Origin of the sequence: Ochrobactrum sp. Marseille-Q0166 (assembly GCF_014397025.1) — a bacterium.
Taxonomy (GTDB): Bacteria; Pseudomonadota; Alphaproteobacteria; order Rhizobiales; family Rhizobiaceae; genus Brucella.
Map to the genome: position 1 here is coordinate 470,755 of NZ_JACJUO010000001.1, position 21,390 is coordinate 492,144.

Genomic DNA, 21,390 nt, shown 5'->3' on the forward strand with positions numbered 1-21,390 from the left:
AGTGTCGGATGGCACCCCTGATTAAGCGCGAGGATGCGCTTTGTCGTAAACATCAAGAAGCCGAGCCGTATCGACGCCCGTATAGACCTGCGTTGTTGAGAGGCTCGCATGGCCAAGCAATTCCTGAATGGTGCGCAGATCACCGCCGCGGCCAAGCAGATGCGTTGCAAAGGAATGGCGGAGCGCATGCGGCGTGGCAGTGTCGGGAAGACCAAGGCCTGCACGCAATTTCTGCATCTCACGCTGAATAATGGCGGCGTGAAGTTCTCCACCCTTGGCGCCTCTGAACAAAGGTTTGTCGGCAGAGAGATCAAACGGGCACAGCGCACGATATTGGGCGACGGCGCGATGCACCGCTGGCAGCAGCGGTACCATGCGGGACTTGCCGCCTTTACCGGTGATGGTGATCGAAAGCACAGATGCGTCGTTTAACGCATCACCTGCAAGGCCGAGTGCTTCTGAAATGCGAAGACCACAACCATAGAGCAGCGTGAGAACGGCAGCATTGCGGGCTGCGATCCATGGCTCCTCCGCCATCTGACCATCGCCGGACACAACGCGGCGGGCATCTTCGGCCGTCAACGGCTTTGGCAGTGATTTTGGCTGGCGCGGCGCACGTATAGCACTTGCTCCTGCGGCATTTATCAATCCGCGTCTTTCAAGATGGCGAAGCAGGGAGCGAACGCCCGCAAGCCCGCGTCCCAATGTGCGTGGGCCGGCGCCGTCATTACGGCGGTTGGCCAGATAAGAGCGCAAATCCGCGACACGCAGATTACCAACGTCTTTGATCGAAGGCGACTCACCAAGATGCCTGGTCATGAATTGCAGAAACTGGCGCGTATCACGTTCATACGCCTCAAGAGTGTTTTCCGACAGACGGCGCATGTCTTTGAGCGATTTCAGCCATTCTTCGCGAGCGGCCGCAAGGTCGGCACGGGCAGGAATGAGAAACTCGGCTTGGCTGGTCATGATCGGATTCGCTGGTCTGGTTGTGTTGAAAGCAGTCTGCCAGCGATTGGTTGCCGGGCAGTAAAGATGCTGCTTTTCGTTTTTCTTGGCGTTTTTGCTGGAAATTGAGTAAGCGATTAGAAATTGTATCTAATCGCGGAAATTTTCATGCCACGTCCAGAAAATCCGATCCAGCTTGCCGTCGTGGGTGCCGCTCATGGCATACGTGGCGAAGTTCGGGTCAAGACATTTACCGACGATCCTCTGGCAATTGCTGACTATGGTCATCTTTATGATGAACAAGGCAAAGCTTATGAAGTACTTGAAGCGCGCGCAGCCAAAACGGTTGTTGTTGTGCGGTTCAAAGGCGTTAATGACCGTAATGCAGCTGAGGCGCTGAATGGCACCGAACTCTTCATTGACCGCTCGCAATTGCATGATGACGAACTTGATGAAGACGAGTTTTTCCAGACTGATCTGATTGGTCTTGAAGCATTTGATGCTGATGGCAAATCTTATGGTACTGTCAGTGCTCTTTTTGATTTTGGTGGTGGCGATCTGATTGAGCTCAGCCTCAAGGGTAAGCGCCCGATGCTGATCCCATTTACAGAAGCAGCGGTGCCGGAGATCGACTTTGAAAAGGGAACGATAACAGTTGAGCCATATGCTGCGGGTCTTATTTCTGATGAGGACGACAATCCGGTTCATGAGCGCAACAAGTCGCAAAACGAAAAGAAGCGACCAAGCAAGTCATGAGCGATCTGCCTTATACCGATAAAGCACGACAGGGATTTCATGCCTCGGTGCTGACTCTTTACCCCGAGATGTTTCCTGGTCCTCTGGGTGTCTCTCTTGCTGGCAAGGCGCTTGCTGAGAACACCTGGTCGCTTGATACGGTGCAGATTCGCGATTTTGCTGAAGGCAAGCATCGGATGGTCGACGACACGCCATCAGGCGGTGGTGCAGGCATGGTGATGAAGGCCGATGTCGTGGCACGTGCACTCGATTCGGTTGCGGATGACCGCCCCATGCTGCTGATGAGTCCGCGTGGCGCACCACTCACTCAAAAGCGCGTGCGTGAACTGGCTGATGGTCCGGGCGCTATCATTCTGTGCGGACGCTTTGAAGGCGTCGATGAACGGGTGATTGAAGGACGCGCGCTCGAAGAGATTTCGATTGGCGATTATATTCTTTCGGGTGGCGAGACTGCGGCTATTGTTCTGTTGGATGCCATCGTGCGGCTTTTGCCAGGGGTGATGGGCAATCACGAATCGGGCGAGACGGAGAGCTTTGAAACCGGGCTTCTTGAGCACCCGCATTATACCCGCCCACAGGTTTGGGAAGAGCGCGCTATTCCGGATGTCCTGACATCAGGCAACCATGGCGCCATCGCAAAATGGCGTCACGCGCAGGCTGAACGCATTACAAAGGAACGGCGTCCTGATCTTTGGGAAGCTTATCGTGAGAGCAAGCGCAAATGATCTGAAACGCGTTGCGATTTCGCTGTGCTGATATTGATTCATTTGCAGCAATAGTGTATTGCCGCGCCAGTTCGGGAAAACCCGACATCTTTAAACCAATAAATGGTGTACCGCTCCTGCCTGACTTTTCGGGCATAACCACAAGGCCTTAATCGCTTGGTGGTAAGTGCAGAGCGCTCTGACTGTTTGAGAAGAATTCAGAAGGAGTCAGATGATGACCGACATCATTCGTCAGCTTGAAGCTGAGCAGGCAGCTAAGATCGAAGAAAAGCGCAAGCTTCCAGATTTCCAGCCAGGCGACACAGTTCGTGTTCAGGTTCGCGTTACTGAAGGTACGCGTACCCGTGTACAGGCCTATGAAGGCGTTTGCATTGCACGTTCCGGCGCTGGCATCAACGAAAGCTTCACTGTTCGCAAGATTTCTTACGGCGAAGGCGTAGAGCGCGTATTCCCAGTTTATTCGCCGATCGTAGAAGGCGTTGAACTCGTTCGCCGCGGTAAAGTCCGTCGCGCGAAGCTTTACTATCTTCGTGGCCTTACCGGTAAGGCAGCACGTATTGCTGAGAAGAAAGACAACCGCTCCAAGGCAGAACGCGAAGCCGACAAGATCGCTGCTGCTAAGGCAGAAGCTGCGAAGACGGCTGCTGAATAAGCCATTTCTCGCAAGAATCTGAAAAAGGCGGTCTTCGGACCGCCTTTTTATTTGCAAAAGCAAAAAGCCTGCGTAACATATTGCATAATTCTGCCAATATTCCGCAAGATTGTTACTGCGACACCCTGTTGCGGTTTGTGTTTCTTGACGAAATGCGGCGGTGGGTGCATATGACAGCTCAAATTAAGAACTATTCAAAGGAACTCTCGCAATGAGCGCGCCGCGTACACTTTATGACAAGATTTGGGACGACCATGTAGTGGATCAGCAGGACGATGGTACCTGCCTCCTTTATATTGATCGCCATCTTGTGCACGAAGTGACAAGCCCGCAGGCCTTTGAAGGTCTGCGCATGGCTGGACGTCAGGTGCGTCATCCAGAGAAGACGCTGGCCGTGGTCGATCATAATGTTCCGACATCGCCGGACCGTATCAACGGAATCAAGAACGAGGAAAGCCGCATTCAGGTTGAGGCGCTCGCTAAGAATGCAGCCGATTTCGGCGTTGAGTATTATTCAGAGCGTGACCGCCGTCAGGGCGTCGTGCACATTGTTGGGCCGGAACAGGGCTTCACGCTTCCCGGCATGACGATTGTTTGTGGCGACAGCCATACCTCGACGCATGGGGCTTTCGGCTCTCTGGCACATGGCATCGGTACGTCGGAAGTTGAGCACGTGCTTGCAACCCAGACGCTAATCCAGAAAAAAGCAAAGAATATGCTGGTGCGCGTTGAGGGTGAACTGGCTCCGGGCGTCACTGCCAAGGACATCACGCTCGCTATTATCGGCGAAATTGGTACGGCAGGCGGCACCGGCTACGTGATCGAATATGCAGGCAGCGCCATTCGTTCGCTGTCGATGGAAGGTCGCATGACAGTCTGCAACATGTCGATTGAAGGCGGCGCACGCGCTGGTCTGATTGCGCCGGATGAAACGACTTTCGCTTATGTACGTGGCAAGCCACGCGCACCAAAGGGCGATGCGCTTGAACAGGCGATTGGCTACTGGAAGACGCTGCATTCGGATGAAGGTGCGCATTTCGACAAGATCGTCGAGCTGGATGCTGCCAAGATTTCGCCAGTCGTTTCCTGGGGCTCATCGCCTGAAGATGTCGTCTTCGTCACTGATATTGTTCCTAATCCGGACGAGATCAAGGATGAAACCAAGCGTGCATCCAAGTGGCGTGCTCTTGATTATATGGGCCTGAAGCCAGGCACCAAGATGACTGACATCAAGATCGACCGCGTTTTCATCGGCTCGTGCACCAATGGACGTATCGAAGATCTGCGCGATGCAGCGCGCATGGCTGCTGGCAAGAAGGTCGCTGATGGTGTCAACGCCATGATCGTTCCGGGCTCGGGTCTTGTGAAGGAGCAGGCGGAAGCTGAAGGCCTCGACAAGATTTTCATTGAAGCAGGTTTTGATTGGCGCGAGCCGGGCTGCTCGATGTGCCTTGCCATGAATGACGACCGCTTGAAGCCGGGTGAACGTTGCGCTTCCACCTCGAACCGTAATTTCGAAGGCCGTCAGGGCTTCAAGGGCCGCACACATCTGGTATCGCCAGCTATGGCAGCGGCAGCGGCAATTGCCGGTCATTTCGTGGATATTCGTGACTGGAACTGATATCCGCCAAGAGACGATTTAAAAAAACCGCCGGGGCGATCCGGCGGTTTTTATGTTTCATAAAGAACGCGTAAGGTTTGCATCTAAATTAGATGCTTTTTCACCATTTTAATCTAATATGTTTCAAACACATGGTGTGCGGCTTCAAGCACCTGTAGGCATGTGTGCCGGGATGGATGGATGGACGGTGCAGAGTTCATACTGCTGATCAACATGACCGTATCCGGTCTGTTTGCATTTACGTTTCTTGGTATTGCTGCCTATGCGCGTGATAATGCTGCTGCTCCGGTTTTTGCCTTGGGCTTCGTTTTTGCGATGCTCTATTTCTTAACCGAATTGCTTATTCCGTCGATACCAAACCAGAAGCTTGGCTACATGCTCGGTTTCACGGCTTACCTGATAACGCTTGCTTGTTTGGTGATAGGTCTCGCTCGGATGTACTCATCACCTGTGCCATGGTGGCAACTCGGATTTCTGCTTGCCGCGTCGCTGGCGTTAATCTTCGGTATATATGACATTGCCCGTAGCAAAATGGTGGGGCGAATTCTTTATCAGCTGCCATACTGTGTGATGTTACTGCTGGCTGTATGGGTGATAGTGCGCGGACGATCAAACAGCCGCGTGCAAACGCGACCGTTTGGTCGGTCATGGGGCGCATTTGATGGCTTAATGGCAGGATTATTTTCGATCAGTGCTCTTCATTTTTTGATGAAGCCTGTTCTCGCTACACTTGTCGGTGGAGTGGGAGCCAACCCCAACGACTATATTCAGACTGACTATGCCCTGCTGGTGCAGTCTATTGGTGCTGGACTTTCGGTTGCTGCCGGTCTTTTGCTGTTACTGAGCTTGATGGGCGAACTGATTTCGGATGTCACTTTGCGCTCGGAGACCGATCAGCTTTCCGGTCTTCTCAACCGGCGCGGCTTTGAGTTTCGCGCTGAAGCAGCTATCGAAAAATCCAAACGCATGCGGCAGGCTCTCTCACTGATTGTTTGCGATATCGATTTTTTCAAGGCCATCAACGACACCCACGGACATTCTTTAGGCGATCGGGTGATTGCTATTTTTGCGGATGAGTTGCGGCGCTCTGCCGTAACAAAAGGTGGGATTGCTGCTCGTATGGGCGGTGAAGAGTTTGCGGTTTTGTTACCAGGCCATACAATTCAATCGGCATGGCGCTTTGCGGAACGTGTTCGATTGGCATGTGCCGATCTGGCGCTTCCCACCGCTCGTGGTGATGTCCCTTTCACGGTCAGTTTCGGTGTAACGGAGATGGAGTTCGATGACTTTTTCTCCGATGTCTACAAGCGTGCCGATGGTGCGTTGTATGAAGCCAAGAAAAATGGTCGCAATTGTGTTCGTACGGCGCTTCCAATGATGCTTGATGACAATGTAGTAGAGTTTCGAGGAACTGGCAGCGGGCGCAAGCTTATCTGAATTGCGTGCTATGTGCTTTACCTTTGGGCGGGCTGTTGTTTACAATTGCAGGACTACCTTTTGGGGAAATATGTTTTGGAGGAAAGATTGCTCATGAGCACAGATCATGCCGTCGATATTGCACTTTTGCACCTGCGTGATGCTCATGAGTTTGCACCACTGTTGGCAAGCTATGCGCAGGCATTGAAGCGGGGTGCGCCCCGCCGTCCGGACGAGTTTTATGCCGAACATCTTTTGCAGGATCGCGCCACCGAGATTCTAGGTGCTCGTGTTGATGGCAATCTGGTCGGCTTCGTAATCTTCTACGACCTTCCGGAACCGGTTTCAGGTCTGCGCGCCGGTCAGGTGGACCATATTTATGTGCATCATGATCATCGTGGCAAAGGCATAGCGAAGGCCCTGATCGATCTGCTCGCCGACAAGGCAGAAGAGCGCAGCTGGTCCAAGCTCGTCCTCAATGCGCCCCGCGTACCGGAAGATGGCCGCAAGCTCTATGAGCAGGTTGCAGCTGCTGCCGACTGGTCAAGCTACGTGATTCGCTTCGGCAACTAACTTCAGCTACAAAAGTGGATGAAATTACACATGTTTTTCGGGATTGCGGACTTCAATCGTTTAAAATCCGGAATCACGCGAAAGTGTGGTAGAGGTGCGACCAATTGTTAGTCTTTTGGTGAAAAAGCTTCTTTGACGTAGTGGTAAAAGCGCAGTAGAAAGCGCCACATAGGGTCGTACGACACGATCCAGCCACATTTTCTGGGTCGTGTCGGCGCAGGATCGAAGATTTTGTTTCCTGCGTTGTGAGCGACATCGAACTCGGTTTTACCGCATCGCTCCGAAAATCGTTTCTGATTTTTGGAAAGTATGATGCGCAGATTAAAGAAGTTGGAGCGTTCTTCGTGAGTCCATTCGGACACAAGAAGCTCCAAATGAACCGGCCATTCGTTTCATTGTGCCAGTAAGAGACTGGCAAGATGAAATGGGTAGAAACGTCAGGGAAGCCCACGAGAGCCATGACACAACCGACCGCTACGCGTCAGCGTCCTTTGTCGCCACATTTGTCGATTTATCGACCAAAGATCACGATGACGATGTCAATCATCCATCGTATAACCGGCGGCACGCTTTATTTCGGAACCCTCCTGCTCGCTGCATGGCTAATTGCCGCTGCTATCGGAGAAGATGCCTTCAACATGGTGAGCTGGGTCTATAGTTCATGGATCGGCTATCTGGTTCTGTTCGGCTATACTTGGGCGCTTCTGCACCATCTGGCCGGCGGCGTACGCCATTTCATCTGGGACATGGGTGCCGGACTTGAAAAGCATACAGCCAGCAAGATCGCTTGGCTGACGCTGGCCTTCTCGCTGCCTGCGACGATCCTTGTTTGGGTTGTTGCTTTCGCAGTGCGCTGAAAGGAGTTCTGACATGAACGATATGCGTACACCTCTCGGCAAAGTTCGTGGTCTTGGTTCGGCCAAAGAAGGCACTGGCCATTTCTGGTTTCAGCGTATGAGTGCTGTCGCACTTGTCCCGCTGGTCCTGTTTTTCATAGGTCTGGTTATTTCACTTCATGGCGCCAGCTACGCGGAAGTGAAAGCTGTTCTTGCACAGCCGTTTACAGCTCTGGTGATGGCGCTGTTCGTGCTGACCGGCGTTTACCACATGCGTCTTGGCATGCAGGTTATTATTGAAGATTACATTCACGGCGAAGGCCTGAAGGTCCTGCTCGTCATGCTCAACACCTTCTTCACCGTTGTTGTTGGTGTGGCTTGCGTCTATGCGATCCTCAAGCTGAGCTTCGGAGGTTGATAGCCCGATGGCTAGTGCAGAAAAAAACGCGGCCAGTGCTGCGGGCGAAAAGAACTACAAGTTTGTAGATCACAAGTTCGACGTTGTTGTTGTTGGTGCCGGTGGCGCGGGTCTTCGCGCAACGCTCGGCATGGCTGAGCAGGGGTTTAAAACCGCCTGTATCACCAAGGTTTTCCCAACGCGTTCGCACACGGTTGCAGCGCAGGGCGGCATTGCCGCTTCGTTGAAAAATATGGGGCCGGATAGCTGGCAGTGGCATATGTACGACACCGTCAAGGGGTCTGACTGGCTGGGCGATACGGATGCCATGGAATATCTGGCGCGTGAAGCGCCGGCTGCGGTTTATGAGCTGGAACATTACGGCGTTCCGTTCTCGCGTACCGAAGAAGGCAAAATCTATCAGCGCCCATTCGGCGGCCACATGCAGAATTTTGGCGATGGTCCACCCGTACAGCGCACCTGTGCGGCCGCTGACCGTACCGGTCATGCGATCCTGCACACGCTTTACGGCCAGTCGCTGAAAAACAATGCGCAGTTTTTCATCGAATATTTTGCGCTTGATCTGATCATGACTGACGGTGTGTGCACCGGCGTTGTTGCCTGGAATCTTGATGACGGCACGATCCATCGCTTCTCTGCCAAGATGGTGGTTCTGGCGACGGGTGGTTACGGCCGTTCGTATTTCTCGGCAACCTCGGCTCATACGTGTACCGGCGATGGTGGTGGCATGGCAGCACGCGCCGGCCTCCCGCTTCAGGACATGGAATTTGTTCAGTTCCATCCAACCGGCATTTATGGCGCAGGTTGCCTGATTACTGAAGGTGCACGCGGTGAAGGCGGCTATCTCGTCAATTCCGAAGGTGAACGCTTCATGGAGCGTTATGCACCTTCCGCCAAGGACCTTGCTTCGCGTGACGTTGTTTCGCGCTGCATGACCATGGAAATCCGCGCTGGTCGCGGCGTTGGCAAGAATAAGGATCACATTTATCTACATCTCGACCATCTTGATCCAGCTGTTCTGCATGAACGCCTGCCGGGTATTTCGGAGTCGGCCAAGATTTTCGCAGGCGTCGATGTGACAAAGGAGCCGATTCCGGTTCTGCCAACCGTTCACTACAATATGGGCGGCATTCCAACCAATTATTGGGGCGAAGTGCTGAATCCGACGAAAGAAGATCCTGACCGTGTTCAGCCAGGCCTGATGGCTGTGGGTGAAGCAGGGTGTGCTTCGGTACATGGTGCCAACCGTCTTGGCTCCAACTCGCTGATTGATCTTGTGGTGTTTGGCCGTGCGGCTGCAATCCGCGCTGGCGAAGTCATCGACCGCGCTGCGAAAATTCCTGACATCAACGAAGCAGCCGTCGATAAGATCATGGATCGCTTCCATCGCCTGCGTTATGCCAACGGCTCGACACCAACCGCAGAACTGCGCGAGAAAATGCAGCGTACCATGCAGGAAGATGCAGCCGTTTTCCGTACTTCTGAATCGCTCAAGCAAGGCGTCGAGCGTATGTCCGCAATCTGGAAAGAACTGCCTGACGTTAAGGTCAGTGACCGTTCGATGATCTGGAATTCGGATCTCGTTGAAACGCTGGAACTGGAAAATCTGATGGCAAACGCGATGGTGACAGTCGTTTCGGCTGAAGCCCGTCAAGAAAGCCGCGGTGCGCATGCGCATGAGGATTTCCCGGACCGTAACGACGCCGAATGGCGTAAACACACTCTGTCCTGGTTGTCGCCAAATGGCGATGTGAAGCTGGATTATCGCCCTGTTCATCTCGATCCACTGACGACCGAGGAAGAGGGCGGCATCAGCCTGGCCAAGATTGCGCCTAAGAAGCGCGTTTACTGATCGAGGGGATGAGCAATGGTTGAACTCGCACTTCCCAAGAATTCCCGTATGCAGGAAGGCAAGACCTGGCCGCGTCCAGATGGCGCCAAGAATGTGACGGAATTCCGCATTTATCGCTGGTCGCCGGATGACGACGCAAATCCAAGCATCGATACCTATTATATCGATCGCGATGATTGCGGCCCGATGGTGCTCGATGGTCTGCTCTACATCAAGAACAAGATCGATCCGACGCTGACGCTGCGCCGTTCATGCCGTGAGGGCATTTGCGGTTCCTGCGCAATGAACATCGATGGTGCTAACACGCTCGCCTGTACCAAAGGCATGGATGAGATCAAGGGTTCCATTAAGGTCTACCCGCTGCCGCATATGCCGGTAGTGAAGGATCTGGTGCCTGATCTGAGCAACTTCTATGCTCAGCACCGTTCGATTGAGCCTTGGCTCAAGACGGTTTCGCCAGAGCCGCAGAAGGAGTGGCTTCAAAGCCACGAAGATCGTCAGAAGCTCGATGGTCTTTACGAGTGCATTCTCTGCGCTTGCTGCTCGACCTCGTGCCCAAGCTACTGGTGGAATGGCGACCGTTACCTTGGACCAGCTGTGCTGCTTCAGGCCTATCGCTGGCTGATCGATAGCCGCGATGAAGCGAAGGGCGAACGTCTCGATAACCTCGAAGATCCGTTCCGCCTGTATCGCTGCCACACGATCATGAACTGCGCGCAAACTTGCCCGAAGGGTCTTAACCCGGCCAAGGCGATTGCCGAAATCAAGAAGATGATGGTCGAGCGCCGTGTTTAATCGCGACCGCTTCTTGCTGAATTAAAGGGAGGTCTTGCTTCCCTTTTCTTTTGCGGAGACTTGATTTTTCTGAGTTGGCAATATTAGATCTGGAAGCAGAAACTTACCGCTGTTTCAAAGGTCCATTATGCTTGATCATATCGGCTTCAATATTTCCAGCATGCCCAGATCCTGCGCTTTCTATGATGCGGCACTTGCACCGCTCGGTATTACGCGAGCAATGGAGTTCGGTGATTGGATCGGTTATGGTCGCAATGGCAAACCGGAATTCTGGATCGGAAAGCAAAAAGGCTCAAAGCTGGAAGGTGTGCTGCACGTCGCTTTTTCAACGGGCACCCGTTCCGAAGTGGACCGCTTCTATGAAGCGGCAATGGCTGCAGGCGGGCGTGACAATGGCAAACCGGGGATACGTGAACATTATCACCCGGATTATTATGCAGCGTTTGTAACCGATCCTGACGGGCATAATATCGAAGCCGTCTGCCATCTGCCGGAATGAAAGAAGCGGGCATTGCCCGCTTTTTTTTGATCAGACCAGCTTCGCGTCGAGCGTGACTTCTATCGCACCGAGTGCTTTTGAAAGTGGACACGTCTTTTCAGCCGTTTCCGCCAATTTTTGAAAATCGCTATCCGTAATTCCTGGAATAGTCGCATTGAGTGATAATGCGCTGCGGGTAATCTCAAAACCACCGCCACTGGCAGGAACGACTGTTACTGTAGCGGTAGCTTCCAGTTTTTCAGCAGGTGTGCCGTTTTGGGTGAGTAGCGCGGAGAGGTTCATTGCAAAGCACCCCGCATGGGCCGCCCCCAGCAGTTCCTCGGGATTTGTACCAGCGCGCCCGCTTTCATCCTCAAAGCGCGCCTTGAAATCATAGGGGAGGTCTTTGAGCGCGCCGCTCTGCGTATTGAGCGTGCCTTTACCCTCCTTGAGTGTACCTTTCCAGACTGCGGTTGCTTTTCTGTCCATGGGGAAGCTCCTCTCGATTGGTTTCTTTCAACCAGATAGGGCAGCTTCCCATGGTTTCCAGTGTCAGTTTTGGGGAAACCTACGGTTCGTATCGACCGCCCATGCCAGCGAAAGCATCAGAACAATGATGATGATCATATTGAAGAAAAAGCGATCATAGGGCATCGGAAAGTAAACAAATTTGCCGAGAATTCCGATGACCATCGCAAAGACGATACCATTCAAGCGTGGTATATCGGTTTTGATCCCCGCCTTCGCCATCGCTGCCCAGGCAACGGCTGCCACCAAAAGAATGGAGGGCCAGCTTTCAAGATAAAGCGCCAGAATGATCCCACGAATATAGGCTTTGACGAGCAGGACGATCGAAAAATCTGGCTTAAATTCAGTCATGGAACTCTGCATCTCGATGCAGGTGAAATAAAGATGCGCCCACCAGCCGGGATGTCCGGCAGCTTTCTCCATCATCAGACCTGCTACGATGCAGACGACAAAGGCGGTCAGCAATGGAAGTTTCCGCCAGCGAAACAGGACAGCCGTAATCAGTAGAGCAAATATCATGATGATGTTGTCTGGACGGATTGCGAAAGAAAGCACGAGCAGCAAGGCACCGAGCCAGTCACGCTCGCGCAGAATAGCGAAAATGGCAGCGAAAGAAAGCGCTGCCATAGCGATATCCGGAAACACCGCTGATGTTATCGGGCCATAACCGGCCAGCAAAAGTGCGGGTCCAACCAGCAGCCCTGCCTGAAGCGCATTATAGCTACTGAGCAGCCAAAGCATAAGCAGCCCGGTGGCAAACGCCGACGCAATACTGATCAGATGTCCACCACGGACCAGCCCGGTATAGGGCTCAATCCAGCGCAGCAGTTGAATATAGCCTGCTTTGACGCGGTACATGACGAGTTGAGATTTGAAATTATCGGGGCTTGTCCACTGATCACTTCGATAGCCCTCACCGTATTTCAGCGCTTGCAGCTCGCCTTCTGTCGTTACTTCTGCGACTTGTCGCCATGTTTCTGTATGCAACTCGACCGCATCTGGATATCGGTTTTCCAGTGCAGTCGCGATATAGGGGATCATGTCCCAATTATGATCGGGCTTTATGACTGTATAGATTATGGCGGTTGCCATAGCGGCAATAATGGCCAGCGCGCCGGCGATTTTGGATAGTTTGTGAACGCATTTCGTTGACCACAGTCCTGCCTGTATCTGCAGGATTTGGTCGATCAATCGCTCATTGGTATGCATGCGCTGAGGCCCCCACGCCTATGTTAAGTCTTACTTTTTTTAACAGACGCGAAAGCTTTTTCCAGTATGCGTGTGATACTTAAATTGCTTCGCCTTGTAGTAGACGTGGCGTGTCGCCGGAAAGACCCGCTGCCTGCTTGATGAAGAAGGACTTGAGGCTCGGTACGCGATCAACAAGGCCGAGGCCAATGTCACGAATGGTACGGATGGCCGGATTATCATTGGAGAACATTTTTGTCAGTACGTCGGTTGTGACGCCCATTTGCACCGTATCGAAACGCCGCCACGCCTGATAGCGCTCAAGCGCTGCGAACGATCCTATATCCAAGCCAAGGCGATCGGTTTCGACAATGACTTGTGCAATGGCTGCCGCATCACGAAAACCCAGATTGAGGCCCTGACCGGCAATCGGGTGGACGCGGTGGGCTGCGTCGCCTACAAGTGCAAAGCGTGGTCTCACGAATTCGCGAGCCAGTGTCAGGCCAAGCGGGAAGGCGCGGCGCGGCCCTTCAACAGTCAGCGCTCCAAGGCGATGACCGAAACGCTGCTCAAGTTCAGCTTCAAAGATGAAATCGTCTTCGCGGATCAGACGTTCAGCATCAGCCGTGCGTTCCGTCCAGACGAGCGAGCTGCGATTGCCTTTAAGTGGCAGGATGGCAAATGGTCCCGCAGGCAGGAAATGTTCATCGGCACGACCGCCATGCGGACGCTCATGGGCGACGTTGCACACGATGCCAGACTGGTCATAGTCCCAGTTGACGGTCTTGATGCCTGCAATGTCGCGCAGGCGCGATTTTGCACCATCTGCGGCAATCAACAGACGGGTCGCAATTGTCTCGCCGTTCGCCAAAGTGACGCTAACGCTTTCAGGATTCGTTTCAAAATTCTCGACGCTCATGCCGGCAATGAAGGTGATGCCAAGTGCATCTGCTTGTCTGTGAAGGGCAGTGTTAAGCACGCGATTCTCAACCATGTGCGCAAAAGGCTCGCCCGGGTTCACATCTCCAGAAAAGGTGAGAAAGACCGGGCGCACAGGATCGGACGTTCGGGAATCCGTGATCACCATTTCAGTGATCGGTTGCGCGTCGGCGAGGATCTCCTGCCAACATCCCAGCTTATCGAGCATACGCGAGGCAGCCGCTGCAATGGAGGATGCCCGCGGATCGCTCTTCCAGGCGCCTTCTGGTGCGCCGTCGATCACAGTAACCGAAAGGTGGGGAGCAGCCGCCTTGACCGCCACGGCAGTAACGAGGCCGACATAGCCGCCGCCTGCGATCACCAGATCGTTCTTACCCGTGGTTCCTTGCTTGCTTGCGGCAGACATCTTTTCTTCCTCTCGGATATTTAGATCACCCTTCGGTGAAGTGTGTGAGGCTGCGACTTGACAGTTTCTGTGGTCCAGGCACAAACAGTTCACCGAGAACATAGTTCCTATATAAGATTGCAGGAGACAGGCTGTCCATGTCCGACGACAAAAAGACCGGTGCATTTGAACGTAAGCAGACTGACGCCATGCAACAGCTTCTGAAGACACTTGATCTTGAGACACTAGAAATGGATCTTTTTCGCGGAAATAGTCCGCAGGTCGGCTGGCAACGCGTTTTTGGCGGACAAGTCATTGGTCAGGCGCTGATTGCAGCGCAGCGCACGGTTGATGCGGACCGGCACGTTCATTCCTTGCATGGCTATTTCGTGCGTCCGGGCGATCCGGCGATCCCGATTATCTATGAAGTTGATCGTATCCGTGATGGTTCAAGCTTCAACACGCGCCGCGTTCTTGCGAAACAGCATGGCAAGGCGATTTTCACGCTGTCTGCGTCATTCCAGATCGATGAAGCCGGGCTCGATCATCAAATTGATATGCCTGAAGGCCTTCCCATGCCCGAGCAGTTGGTCGGCGATCACGACCTTAAGGAAGAATATCTGCATCTGGCACCGGCTGGCGTACGCAAATACTGGGAGCAAGAGCGGCCTATCGAGATCAAGCCGGTATCGCTCAAACATTATTTCTCGCGCGAGAAATTGGCTCCCAGTCAGCATGTTTGGGTGCGGGCGCGCGGTATTGTGTCGGATGATCGCGCGCTTCAGGCGGCTATTCTTGCGTATCTTTCCGATATGACTTTGCTCGATACATCACTGCATCCGCATGGGCTTACGATTTTTGACCGTGATTTGCAGGTGGCAAGCCTCGATCATGCGATGTGGTTCCATCGCCCGTGCAGGCTCGATGATTGGCTCCTTTACACGCAGGATACGCCAAGCGCATCGGGTGCGCGTGGGTTTAATCGCGGTGCGCTCTATACGCGCGAAGGGCTTTTGATTGCCTCGGTCGCACAGGAAGGCCTCATTCGTGTGCATCAAAAAGAGAAATGATTATATTTTAATCATCAGAAAGCTTAGCGATTAAATTTTATGCAAATACTCTTTGAGTTATAAGGCTTCGAACGCAAAAGCTGAATCGGATGAATCACTTAAAGCGGTTTTGTCTCTTTCGGGAAAAGCCGCTTAATATTTTTATGACAAGATTCTCCTCGGGCTGGACACTGCATTCCGTTTATTGAAAAGCCCGCATTTTGGGCGGAAATACCGTTTCGATCTTCGGATTTTTCTTCAATGGCGAATGTCAAAAATCAGGAAAATTGCATCCCTTTTGTTCGATCGCGCGCAACTGGCACGATTTTTGTTTCTGTAGGCCTGAACCGGTCTTTTCAGCGCAGACGCGTTTGAAGCCGCCATTCGACGGAGATACTCGATGCTCATAACTGGAAGATACAAGCAAACGGCTCTCGCCACCCTGCCTGTGCTGCTTGCTCTGGCTGGAACAGCTTTTGCACAGGATGCAGCTGCACCAACCCCCACTCTGGATACCGGCGATACCGCCTGGATGCTGACTTCAACGGCGCTTGTGTTGATGATGACTATTCCAGGCCTGGCGCTGTTCTACGGCGGCATGGTGCGCAAGAAGAACGTGCTTTCTACCGTCATGCAGAGCTTTGCAATTACCTGCCTGATGTCGGTATTGTGGATGTTCTTCGGCTATTCGCTTGCTTTTACCGATGGCGGTTCCATGAACGCCTATATTGGTGGCTTCGATAAGGCATTCCTTGCTGGCGTGACGATGGATTCGCTCACCGGAACCATCCCCGAATACCTCTTCATCGTTTTCCAGATGACCTTTGCGGTTATCACGCCAGCGCTGATTGCTGGTTCGTTTGCAGAACGCATGAAGTTCTCGTCCATGCTCGTCTTCATGGTTCTGTGGCTCTTCATCGTCTATGTGCCGGTTGCGCACTGGGTCTGGGGCGGCGGCTTCCTCGGTTCTGACGGCGTTCTGGATTTTGCTGGCGGTACAGTTGTCCACATCAATGCCGGTGTCGCTGGTCTCGTTGCAGCGCTGGTCATTGGCAAGCGCGACGGTTACGGTCATGTCAACATGGCGCCGCACAACCTCGTTCTCTCTGTTATCGGTGCAGCCCTGCTATGGGTGGGCTGGTTTGGCTTCAACGCAGGTTCTGCTGCTGGCGCAAATTCACTCGCTGCTGTCGCTATGCTTAATACGCAGGTTGCAACGGCTGGAGCAGCTCTTGCCTGGATGTTTGCTGAATGGGCAATCGCCGGCAAGCCAAGCGTTCTCGGCATTATCTCAGGTGCGGTTGCTGGTCTGGTCGCTGTTACCCCTGCAGCAGGCTTCGTCAACCCAACTGGTGCGTTGATCATCGGTATCATTGCAGGCGTTATCTGCTACTTCGCCGCTGTTAAGCTCAAGCACGCACTTGGCTATGATGACTCGCTCGATGCGTTCGGCGTACACGGTGTTGGCGGTTTTGTGGGTGCGATCCTGACCGGCTTCTTTGCCGATGTTGCAATCAACGCTGCTGGTGAAGGCGCAACCATGGGCAAGCAGTTCTTCGGTGCTGCTGTGACAATCGTTTACACCGCAGTTGCGACCGCCATTATTCTCTATGTCATCAAGGCCATCATGGGACTCCGCCCAACGAAGCAGGAAGAAATGGAAGGCCTTGATATCGCGTTGCACGGCGAGTCTGTTCAGTAGAACAGGGTTGTCTCAAGAAGGAAAAAGGCGCGGGTAACTGCGCCTTTTTCATTTCTCCACATAAGCGGCCGCATGGTTAATGCGGAATTAACCATCGCAAGGATAGGATCACACCGATTCATTGCGCCCGAGGCTTTAAAAGCCGCAGGGCACCAAAACATGGTTCGGGACAGGCTTTATGCGGCAAGGATATTCGCCCTCATACCCGCTGCGTGACGAGCGGATTTCGGAAGACAGGCTGAGACTGGCCAATATTTTCCGCAGGCAATTCTATATCCTGTTTGGTCTAGGATTGCTTGCGTTTACGAGTGCTGCGGTGGGCGCTCTTGCGACATGGAATGTTGCAGATCCAAGCCTCAGCCATGCAACGGACAATCCTGTCACCAATGCGCTGGGCTATCCGGGCGCTGTTTTCTCTGACATTGCGATGCAGTTCTTTGGTCTGGCAAGTGTGCCAGCCCTTCTGCCGCTTGCCGTGTGGTCACTGCTGTTGATGACGCGCGGAGGTATTGGCCGGATTGCGAAGCGCAGCTTTGCATGGCTTGGTGCCGCGCTTTTGTTTGCAGCGATTGCAAGCTGCTTTGCTGTGCCGGAAAGCTGGCCGATGCCGATTGGTCTGGGCGGCGTGTTTGGCGATCTGATGTTGCGCATTCCGGGCGTGTTCATTGGTGCATTCCCGCAAGGGGCGATTGCATCTGGCATTGCGCTGGTGCTGGCTTTTCCAGCACTCTGGCTGTGCCTTTTTGCAAGCGGAATCATCGGCCGACGCGACGCGCTGGTCAATGCCCCAGCTGGGCGGGAATCGTCTTCTGAGGACGACTATTCGGATGATGATGAGGCTGAGGAAGAAGCCTCTTCCGGTGGACTTGCTGCGTTCGTTGGTTCGCTCACCCACACTATTTATAGCGTATCGGCGACATTTAAGCGTTTGACTGGTATGAACCGCCGCAAGCCGCCAGAAGATGAATATGGTGATATGCGTCAGGTTCGTCGCAGTGCGGAAGCGCGCGATAGTTCCCGTCGGGAACCGGGCTTTGGCGCGGCATCGCAGGAACCGCCATTTGATATGGATGAGGGCTATGATGATGCGCCGCTGGCTGGGGAAGAATGGCACGATGCACCTCCGCAGCGTTTAAAAGCGCGCGTAGGCGAACGTGCCGCTGCCCCGAAACCGGGTGCACGCATTCAGCGCGAAGCGCAGGCATCGTTCCTGAAAGACGGCGGCGCATTTGAAATGCCATCCCTGCATTATCTGGCAGAGCCGAAGCTTGTGCAGCGCGATGCATCGCTTTCCAAGGATGCGCTCGAACAGAATGCACGTCTACTTGAGGGCGTTCTCGAAGATTTCGGTGTGCGCGGCGAGATCATCAATGTGAAGCCGGGTCCGGTCGTGACACTTTACGAACTGGAACCAGCGCCGGGTATCAAATCGTCCCGCGTGATTGGTCTGGCTGACGATATTGCCCGCTCGATGAGCGCGATTGCAGCGCGTGTGGCTGTGGTACCGGGTCGCAATGTGATTGGTATCGAACTGCCGAACCAGAAGCGCGAAATGGTTTATCTCCGCGAAATGCTGGCAAGCCGCGATTTTGAGCAAACCAAAGCAAAGCTTGCACTGGCGCTGGGCAAGACCATTAATGGCGAGCCGGTCATTGCCGATATAGCAAAGATGCCGCATGTTCTGGTGGCAGGTACAACGGGTTCCGGTAAATCGGTTGCGATCAATACGATGATTTTGTCGCTCGTTTATCGCATGACGCCAAAAGAATGTCGTCTGATCATGATTGACCCAAAAATGCTGGAACTTTCAATCTATGATGGCATTCCGCATCTGCTAACGCCCGTTGTGACCGATCCCAAGAAAGCTGTTGTCGCGCTCAAATGGACTGTTCGCGAGATGGAAGACCGATATCGCAAAATGTCCAAGGTTGGCGTGCGTAACATTGACGGTTTCAATCAGCGTATTGGGGAAGCCCAGAAGAAGGGCGAACAGATCGCCCGTACCGTTCAGACAGGCTTCGACCGCAATACCGGTGAAGCGATCTATGAAACCGAGCAGCTCGATCTGGAGCCAATGCCATATATCGTCGTAATCATAGACGAAATGGCCGACCTGATGATGGTGGCTGGCAAGGATATTGAAGGCACGGTGCAGCGTCTGGCGCAGATGGCGCGTGCCGCAGGCATCCATGTCATCATGGCAACGCAGCGCCCATCGGTCGATGTTATTACCGGTACGATCAAGGCCAACTTCCCGACGCGTATTTCCTTCCAGGTGACGTCGAAGATCGACAGCCGAACGATCCTCGGTGAGCAGGGTGCAGAGCAGCTGCTTGGTCAGGGCGACATGTTGTTCATGGCGGGTGGCGGACGCATTCAGCGTGTGCATGGTCCATTCGTGGGCGATGACGAGGTTGAACGCATTGTTCAGCATCTCAAGCTTCAGGGCGTGCCGGAATATCTGGATGCGATCACTGAGGATGAAGAAGAGGACGAGGGCGGCTCTCCGGCCGGAACATCGAACCTCGAAAACTCCGACGATCCTTATGATCAGGCTGTGGCCGTGGTGCTGCGCGACAAGAAGGCTTCGACTTCCTATATCCAGCGCCGCTTGGGCATCGGTTATAACCGTGCTGCATCGATTATTGAGCGCATGGAAGAGGAAGGCATTGTCGGCCCAGCCAATCACGCTGGCAAGCGCGAGATACTGGTGCCAACAGAAGACGACTACTAAAGCCGCGATATTTCGGCTCATCATAGCCAAAATCTCATAGGCTTTAATTGCCATACTCGTGCCTAACTGCCCGATTATTTTAAGAGAATGAAGAAACAAGAGAGTCTGACGATGATGATCTCCCGTATTGCCAAGCTCGTGAAAGCAAGCCGTTTTGCTGCCGTACTCGGATTGGGAGCAATCGGGCTTGGGGGGCTTGGCGTCGTTGCTACGGCCTTGCTGCCAGTTGCAGCGCAGGCGCAAGGCGCAAGTGGGGCTGCGGCTGCACAGCAGATTGCGGATCATTTTTCATCACTGCGCACGCTCACCGGTGAGTTCGTTCAGTTTGGCCCCAAGGGCGAACAGACTGGCGGCACGTTTTATCTGGAACGTCCGGGCAAAATCCGCTTCAACTATGATAAGTCGCCGATCCGCGTGATTTCCGATGGCAATCAGGTGGTCATCAACAATCGCAAGCTCGACACGTGGGATATGTATGCGCTGAATACCACGCCTTTGCGGATGCTTCTTGCTGATCGTATTGATCTGGGTGGCGGTCGCCTTCAGAGCGTGAAGCAGGACCCGGACATGACCACGCTGGTCGTTGGTGACAAATCAGCTTTCGGCAACTCAAAAATCACCATGATGTTTGAGCCAAAGACCATGGATCTCAAGCAATGGACCATCACTGACGCGCAGGGGCTCGACACAACGATCATGGTGTTCAATGTTCGTAGTGGCGTTCGCTTCACGGATGACATGTTCAAGATCGATTACCAGCGCATCGCGATGAAACGCAAAGGCCAGTAATTCTCTGTTTAATTGCTGCCTTACATTTGCATTTGCCGGATAAATGGTTAGGTTCGCGGCCATCTTTTGGTGACTGCGAGTCTTATCCCCATGACCTTTTCTGTTGCTACCTGGAACATTAACTCTGTTCGTCTGCGCATGCCGCTGGTCGAGCAGTTTTTAAGCGATTATCAGCCGGATGTTCTTTGCCTTCAGGAAACCAAATGTCCTGACGATCAGTTTCCTACAAAGGGCTTTCGCGCGCTCGGTTATGAGCATATCGCGATCAGTGGTCAGAAAGGCTATCACGGTGTTGCAACGATCTCAAAGCGTCCACTCAGCGATGTCGAGAAGATTGGCTTTTGCGAGATGGGCGATTGCCGGCATCTGAGCGCAGTGATTGAAGCGGGCAGCAAAAAACTCCGCATTCATAATTTCTATGTGCCCGCCGGCGGTGATGAGCCAGATCCCGCAATCAATCCAAAATTCGCTCATAAGCTCGGTTTCCTTGAGGAAATGCGTTCGATTGTGGCTGACAGGCAGGATGGGAACTCATCCATCCTCGTTGGCGATCTGAATATCGCGCCGCTTGAAAACGATGTGTGGTCGCACAAGCAATTGCTTAAAATCGTAAGCCACACGCCAATTGAAACCACAACGCTTGAAGACCTGCGCGTCAAAGGTGGTTGGAGCGATTTGATGCGTCAGGTCATTCCGGCGGATCAGAAAATCTATACGTGGTGGAGCTATCGCGCCAAGGATTGGGATGCTGCTGATCGTGGCCGCAGGCTTGATCACATATGGGGTTCGGCTGATCTGGAAGCGCATATGCACGGTCTGCAAATCTTGCGCGAAGCGCGTGGCTGGGATCGTCCGTCCGATCATGTGCCAGTAATTGCGACATTCGATCTGGATTAATCGAACGCTCAAGCCTATATAAAGCGAAGTTCAGAAGAGGAGAAAAGAGCAATGGATCGTGCGGCACTGTTTCAGATGACCAGTGTTTTCAATGTTTCCGGGGCTCTTC

Annotated in this window: 21 protein-coding genes; 16 read left to right on the top strand and 5 right to left on the bottom strand. The window is 53.4% G+C overall.

The window, feature by feature from the left end:
- Positions 1-21 precede the first annotated feature (21 nt).
- On the bottom strand, positions 22-969 hold the full coding sequence (locus H5024_RS02195) for a tyrosine recombinase XerC (protein WP_187543822.1): 948 nt from the start codon (positions 967-969) through the stop codon (positions 22-24).
- A gap of 147 nt (positions 970-1,116) precedes the next feature.
- Between H5024_RS02195 and rimM the strand changes: the two genes are divergently transcribed.
- From rimM to H5024_RS02225, 6 genes are all read left to right on the top strand, one after another.
- Entirely contained in the window at positions 1,117-1,704 is a 588-nt protein-coding gene (rimM, locus tag H5024_RS02200; protein ID WP_187543823.1) for a ribosome maturation factor RimM, read from the top strand.
- Entirely contained in the window at positions 1,701-2,429 is a 729-nt protein-coding gene (gene trmD / locus H5024_RS02205) for a tRNA (guanosine(37)-N1)-methyltransferase TrmD (protein WP_187543824.1), read from the top strand. Before rimM ends, trmD begins: the two co-directional genes overlap by 4 nt.
- Before the next feature lie 214 nt (positions 2,430-2,643).
- Positions 2,644-3,081 (top strand): 50S ribosomal protein L19, encoded by a 438-nt coding sequence (gene rplS / locus H5024_RS02210; RefSeq protein ID WP_187546534.1) that lies wholly within the window; start codon positions 2,644-2,646, stop codon positions 3,079-3,081.
- A 211-nt stretch (positions 3,082-3,292) separates the two neighbouring features.
- Positions 3,293-4,702: a 3-isopropylmalate dehydratase large subunit gene (gene leuC / locus H5024_RS02215; RefSeq protein WP_187543825.1), complete on the top strand. Its 1,410-nt coding sequence runs from the start codon at positions 3,293-3,295 to the stop codon at positions 4,700-4,702.
- A 180-nt stretch (positions 4,703-4,882) separates the two neighbouring features.
- Positions 4,883-6,139, top strand: coding sequence for a GGDEF domain-containing protein (locus H5024_RS02220; protein WP_187543826.1), 1,257 nt, complete (start codon positions 4,883-4,885; stop codon positions 6,137-6,139).
- Between the two features lie 93 nt (positions 6,140-6,232).
- On the top strand, positions 6,233-6,691 hold the full coding sequence (locus H5024_RS02225) for a GNAT family N-acetyltransferase (RefSeq protein WP_187543827.1): 459 nt from the start codon (positions 6,233-6,235) through the stop codon (positions 6,689-6,691).
- Between the two features lie 107 nt (positions 6,692-6,798).
- Here the strand turns inward: H5024_RS02225 and H5024_RS02230 are convergent, their stop codons facing one another.
- Entirely contained in the window at positions 6,799-7,053 is a 255-nt protein-coding gene (locus H5024_RS02230) for a hypothetical protein (RefSeq protein ID WP_247875201.1), read from the bottom strand.
- Positions 7,054-7,149: 96 nt separating this feature from the next.
- Between H5024_RS02230 and sdhC the strand changes: the two genes are divergently transcribed.
- The 5 genes from sdhC (at position 7,150) to H5024_RS02255 (ending at position 11,091) form a co-directional block, all read left to right on the top strand.
- Positions 7,150-7,548: a succinate dehydrogenase, cytochrome b556 subunit gene (gene sdhC / locus H5024_RS02235; protein ID WP_187543828.1), complete on the top strand. Its 399-nt coding sequence runs from the start codon at positions 7,150-7,152 to the stop codon at positions 7,546-7,548.
- A 13-nt stretch (positions 7,549-7,561) separates the two neighbouring features.
- Positions 7,562-7,945 carry a succinate dehydrogenase, hydrophobic membrane anchor protein gene (gene sdhD, locus H5024_RS02240; RefSeq protein WP_187543829.1) on the top strand — a complete coding sequence of 128 codons (384 nt, stop codon included), beginning with the start codon at positions 7,562-7,564 and terminating at the stop codon, positions 7,943-7,945.
- A gap of 7 nt (positions 7,946-7,952) precedes the next feature.
- A complete protein-coding gene (gene sdhA / locus H5024_RS02245) occupies positions 7,953-9,797 on the top strand; it encodes a succinate dehydrogenase flavoprotein subunit (RefSeq protein ID WP_187543830.1) in 1,845 nt (614 codons plus the stop codon).
- Positions 9,798-9,812: 15 nt separating this feature from the next.
- Positions 9,813-10,592 carry a succinate dehydrogenase iron-sulfur subunit gene (locus tag H5024_RS02250; RefSeq protein WP_007872174.1) on the top strand — a complete coding sequence of 260 codons (780 nt, stop codon included), beginning with the start codon at positions 9,813-9,815 and terminating at the stop codon, positions 10,590-10,592.
- A 127-nt stretch (positions 10,593-10,719) separates the two neighbouring features.
- Positions 10,720-11,091, top strand: coding sequence for a VOC family protein (locus H5024_RS02255; protein WP_187543831.1), 372 nt, complete (start codon positions 10,720-10,722; stop codon positions 11,089-11,091).
- Between the two features lie 30 nt (positions 11,092-11,121).
- Here H5024_RS02255 and H5024_RS02260 read toward each other — a convergent pair whose 3' ends face one another.
- The 3 genes from H5024_RS02260 to H5024_RS02270 all read right to left on the bottom strand — a co-directional run bounded on the left by H5024_RS02260 (position 11,122) and on the right by H5024_RS02270 (position 14,131).
- Positions 11,122-11,559, bottom strand: a complete 438-nt coding sequence (locus H5024_RS02260; protein ID WP_187543832.1) for an OsmC family protein — start codon at positions 11,557-11,559, stop codon at positions 11,122-11,124.
- A gap of 63 nt (positions 11,560-11,622) precedes the next feature.
- Entirely contained in the window at positions 11,623-12,807 is a 1,185-nt protein-coding gene (locus H5024_RS02265; RefSeq protein WP_187543833.1) for a hypothetical protein, read from the bottom strand.
- A 79-nt stretch (positions 12,808-12,886) separates the two neighbouring features.
- On the bottom strand, positions 12,887-14,131 hold the full coding sequence (locus H5024_RS02270) for a ubiquinone biosynthesis hydroxylase (RefSeq protein ID WP_187543834.1): 1,245 nt from the start codon (positions 14,129-14,131) through the stop codon (positions 12,887-12,889).
- Between the two features lie 137 nt (positions 14,132-14,268).
- Between H5024_RS02270 and tesB the strand changes: the two genes are divergently transcribed.
- From tesB to H5024_RS02295, 5 genes are all read left to right on the top strand, one after another.
- Entirely contained in the window at positions 14,269-15,180 is a 912-nt protein-coding gene (gene tesB, locus H5024_RS02275; RefSeq protein ID WP_187543835.1) for an acyl-CoA thioesterase II, read from the top strand.
- Between the two features lie 379 nt (positions 15,181-15,559).
- Complete coding sequence (locus H5024_RS02280; RefSeq protein ID WP_187543836.1) at positions 15,560-16,861, top strand: ammonium transporter; 1,302 nt, start codon at positions 15,560-15,562, stop codon at positions 16,859-16,861.
- A 178-nt stretch (positions 16,862-17,039) separates the two neighbouring features.
- Positions 17,040-19,595, top strand: a complete 2,556-nt coding sequence (locus H5024_RS02285; protein WP_187543837.1) for a DNA translocase FtsK — start codon at positions 17,040-17,042, stop codon at positions 19,593-19,595.
- A gap of 111 nt (positions 19,596-19,706) precedes the next feature.
- The gene (locus H5024_RS02290; RefSeq protein WP_187546538.1) at positions 19,707-20,384 is read left to right on the top strand and encodes an outer membrane lipoprotein carrier protein LolA; all 678 of its coding nucleotides are present in this window, start codon (positions 19,707-19,709) and stop codon (positions 20,382-20,384) included.
- 90 nt (positions 20,385-20,474) lie between these two features.
- Positions 20,475-21,281, top strand: a complete 807-nt coding sequence (locus H5024_RS02295; RefSeq protein WP_187543838.1) for an exodeoxyribonuclease III — start codon at positions 20,475-20,477, stop codon at positions 21,279-21,281.
- Positions 21,282-21,390: the final 109 nt, after the last annotated feature.

Coding starts and splice junctions, on each gene's coding strand:
- sdhA (WP_187543830.1), top strand. CDS start 7,953: ATGGCTAGTGCAGAAAAAAACGCGGCCAGTGCTGCGGGCGAAAAGAAC.
- sdhD (WP_187543829.1), top strand. CDS start 7,562: ATGAACGATATGCGTACACCTCTCGGCAAAGTTCGTGGTCTTGGTTCG.
- H5024_RS02255 (WP_187543831.1), top strand. CDS start 10,720: ATGCTTGATCATATCGGCTTCAATATTTCCAGCATGCCCAGATCCTGC.
- H5024_RS02270 (WP_187543834.1), bottom strand. CDS start 14,131: ATGTCTGCCGCAAGCAAGCAAGGAACCACGGGTAAGAACGATCTGGTG.
- H5024_RS02280 (WP_187543836.1), top strand. CDS start 15,560: ATGCTCATAACTGGAAGATACAAGCAAACGGCTCTCGCCACCCTGCCT.
- H5024_RS02225 (WP_187543827.1), top strand. CDS start 6,233: ATGAGCACAGATCATGCCGTCGATATTGCACTTTTGCACCTGCGTGAT.
- H5024_RS02195 (WP_187543822.1), bottom strand. CDS start 969: ATGACCAGCCAAGCCGAGTTTCTCATTCCTGCCCGTGCCGACCTTGCG.
- trmD (WP_187543824.1), top strand. CDS start 1,701: ATGAGCGATCTGCCTTATACCGATAAAGCACGACAGGGATTTCATGCC.
- H5024_RS02260 (WP_187543832.1), bottom strand. CDS start 11,559: ATGGACAGAAAAGCAACCGCAGTCTGGAAAGGTACACTCAAGGAGGGT.
- rplS (WP_187546534.1), top strand. CDS start 2,644: ATGACCGACATCATTCGTCAGCTTGAAGCTGAGCAGGCAGCTAAGATC.
- tesB (WP_187543835.1), top strand. CDS start 14,269: ATGTCCGACGACAAAAAGACCGGTGCATTTGAACGTAAGCAGACTGAC.
- H5024_RS02250 (WP_007872174.1), top strand. CDS start 9,813: ATGGTTGAACTCGCACTTCCCAAGAATTCCCGTATGCAGGAAGGCAAG.
- H5024_RS02285 (WP_187543837.1), top strand. CDS start 17,040: ATGCGGCAAGGATATTCGCCCTCATACCCGCTGCGTGACGAGCGGATT.
- leuC (WP_187543825.1), top strand. CDS start 3,293: ATGAGCGCGCCGCGTACACTTTATGACAAGATTTGGGACGACCATGTA.
- sdhC (WP_187543828.1), top strand. CDS start 7,150: ATGACACAACCGACCGCTACGCGTCAGCGTCCTTTGTCGCCACATTTG.
- H5024_RS02220 (WP_187543826.1), top strand. CDS start 4,883: ATGGACGGTGCAGAGTTCATACTGCTGATCAACATGACCGTATCCGGT.
- H5024_RS02290 (WP_187546538.1), top strand. CDS start 19,707: ATGATGATCTCCCGTATTGCCAAGCTCGTGAAAGCAAGCCGTTTTGCT.
- H5024_RS02295 (WP_187543838.1), top strand. CDS start 20,475: ATGACCTTTTCTGTTGCTACCTGGAACATTAACTCTGTTCGTCTGCGC.
- rimM (WP_187543823.1), top strand. CDS start 1,117: ATGCCACGTCCAGAAAATCCGATCCAGCTTGCCGTCGTGGGTGCCGCT.
- H5024_RS02265 (WP_187543833.1), bottom strand. CDS start 12,807: ATGCATACCAATGAGCGATTGATCGACCAAATCCTGCAGATACAGGCA.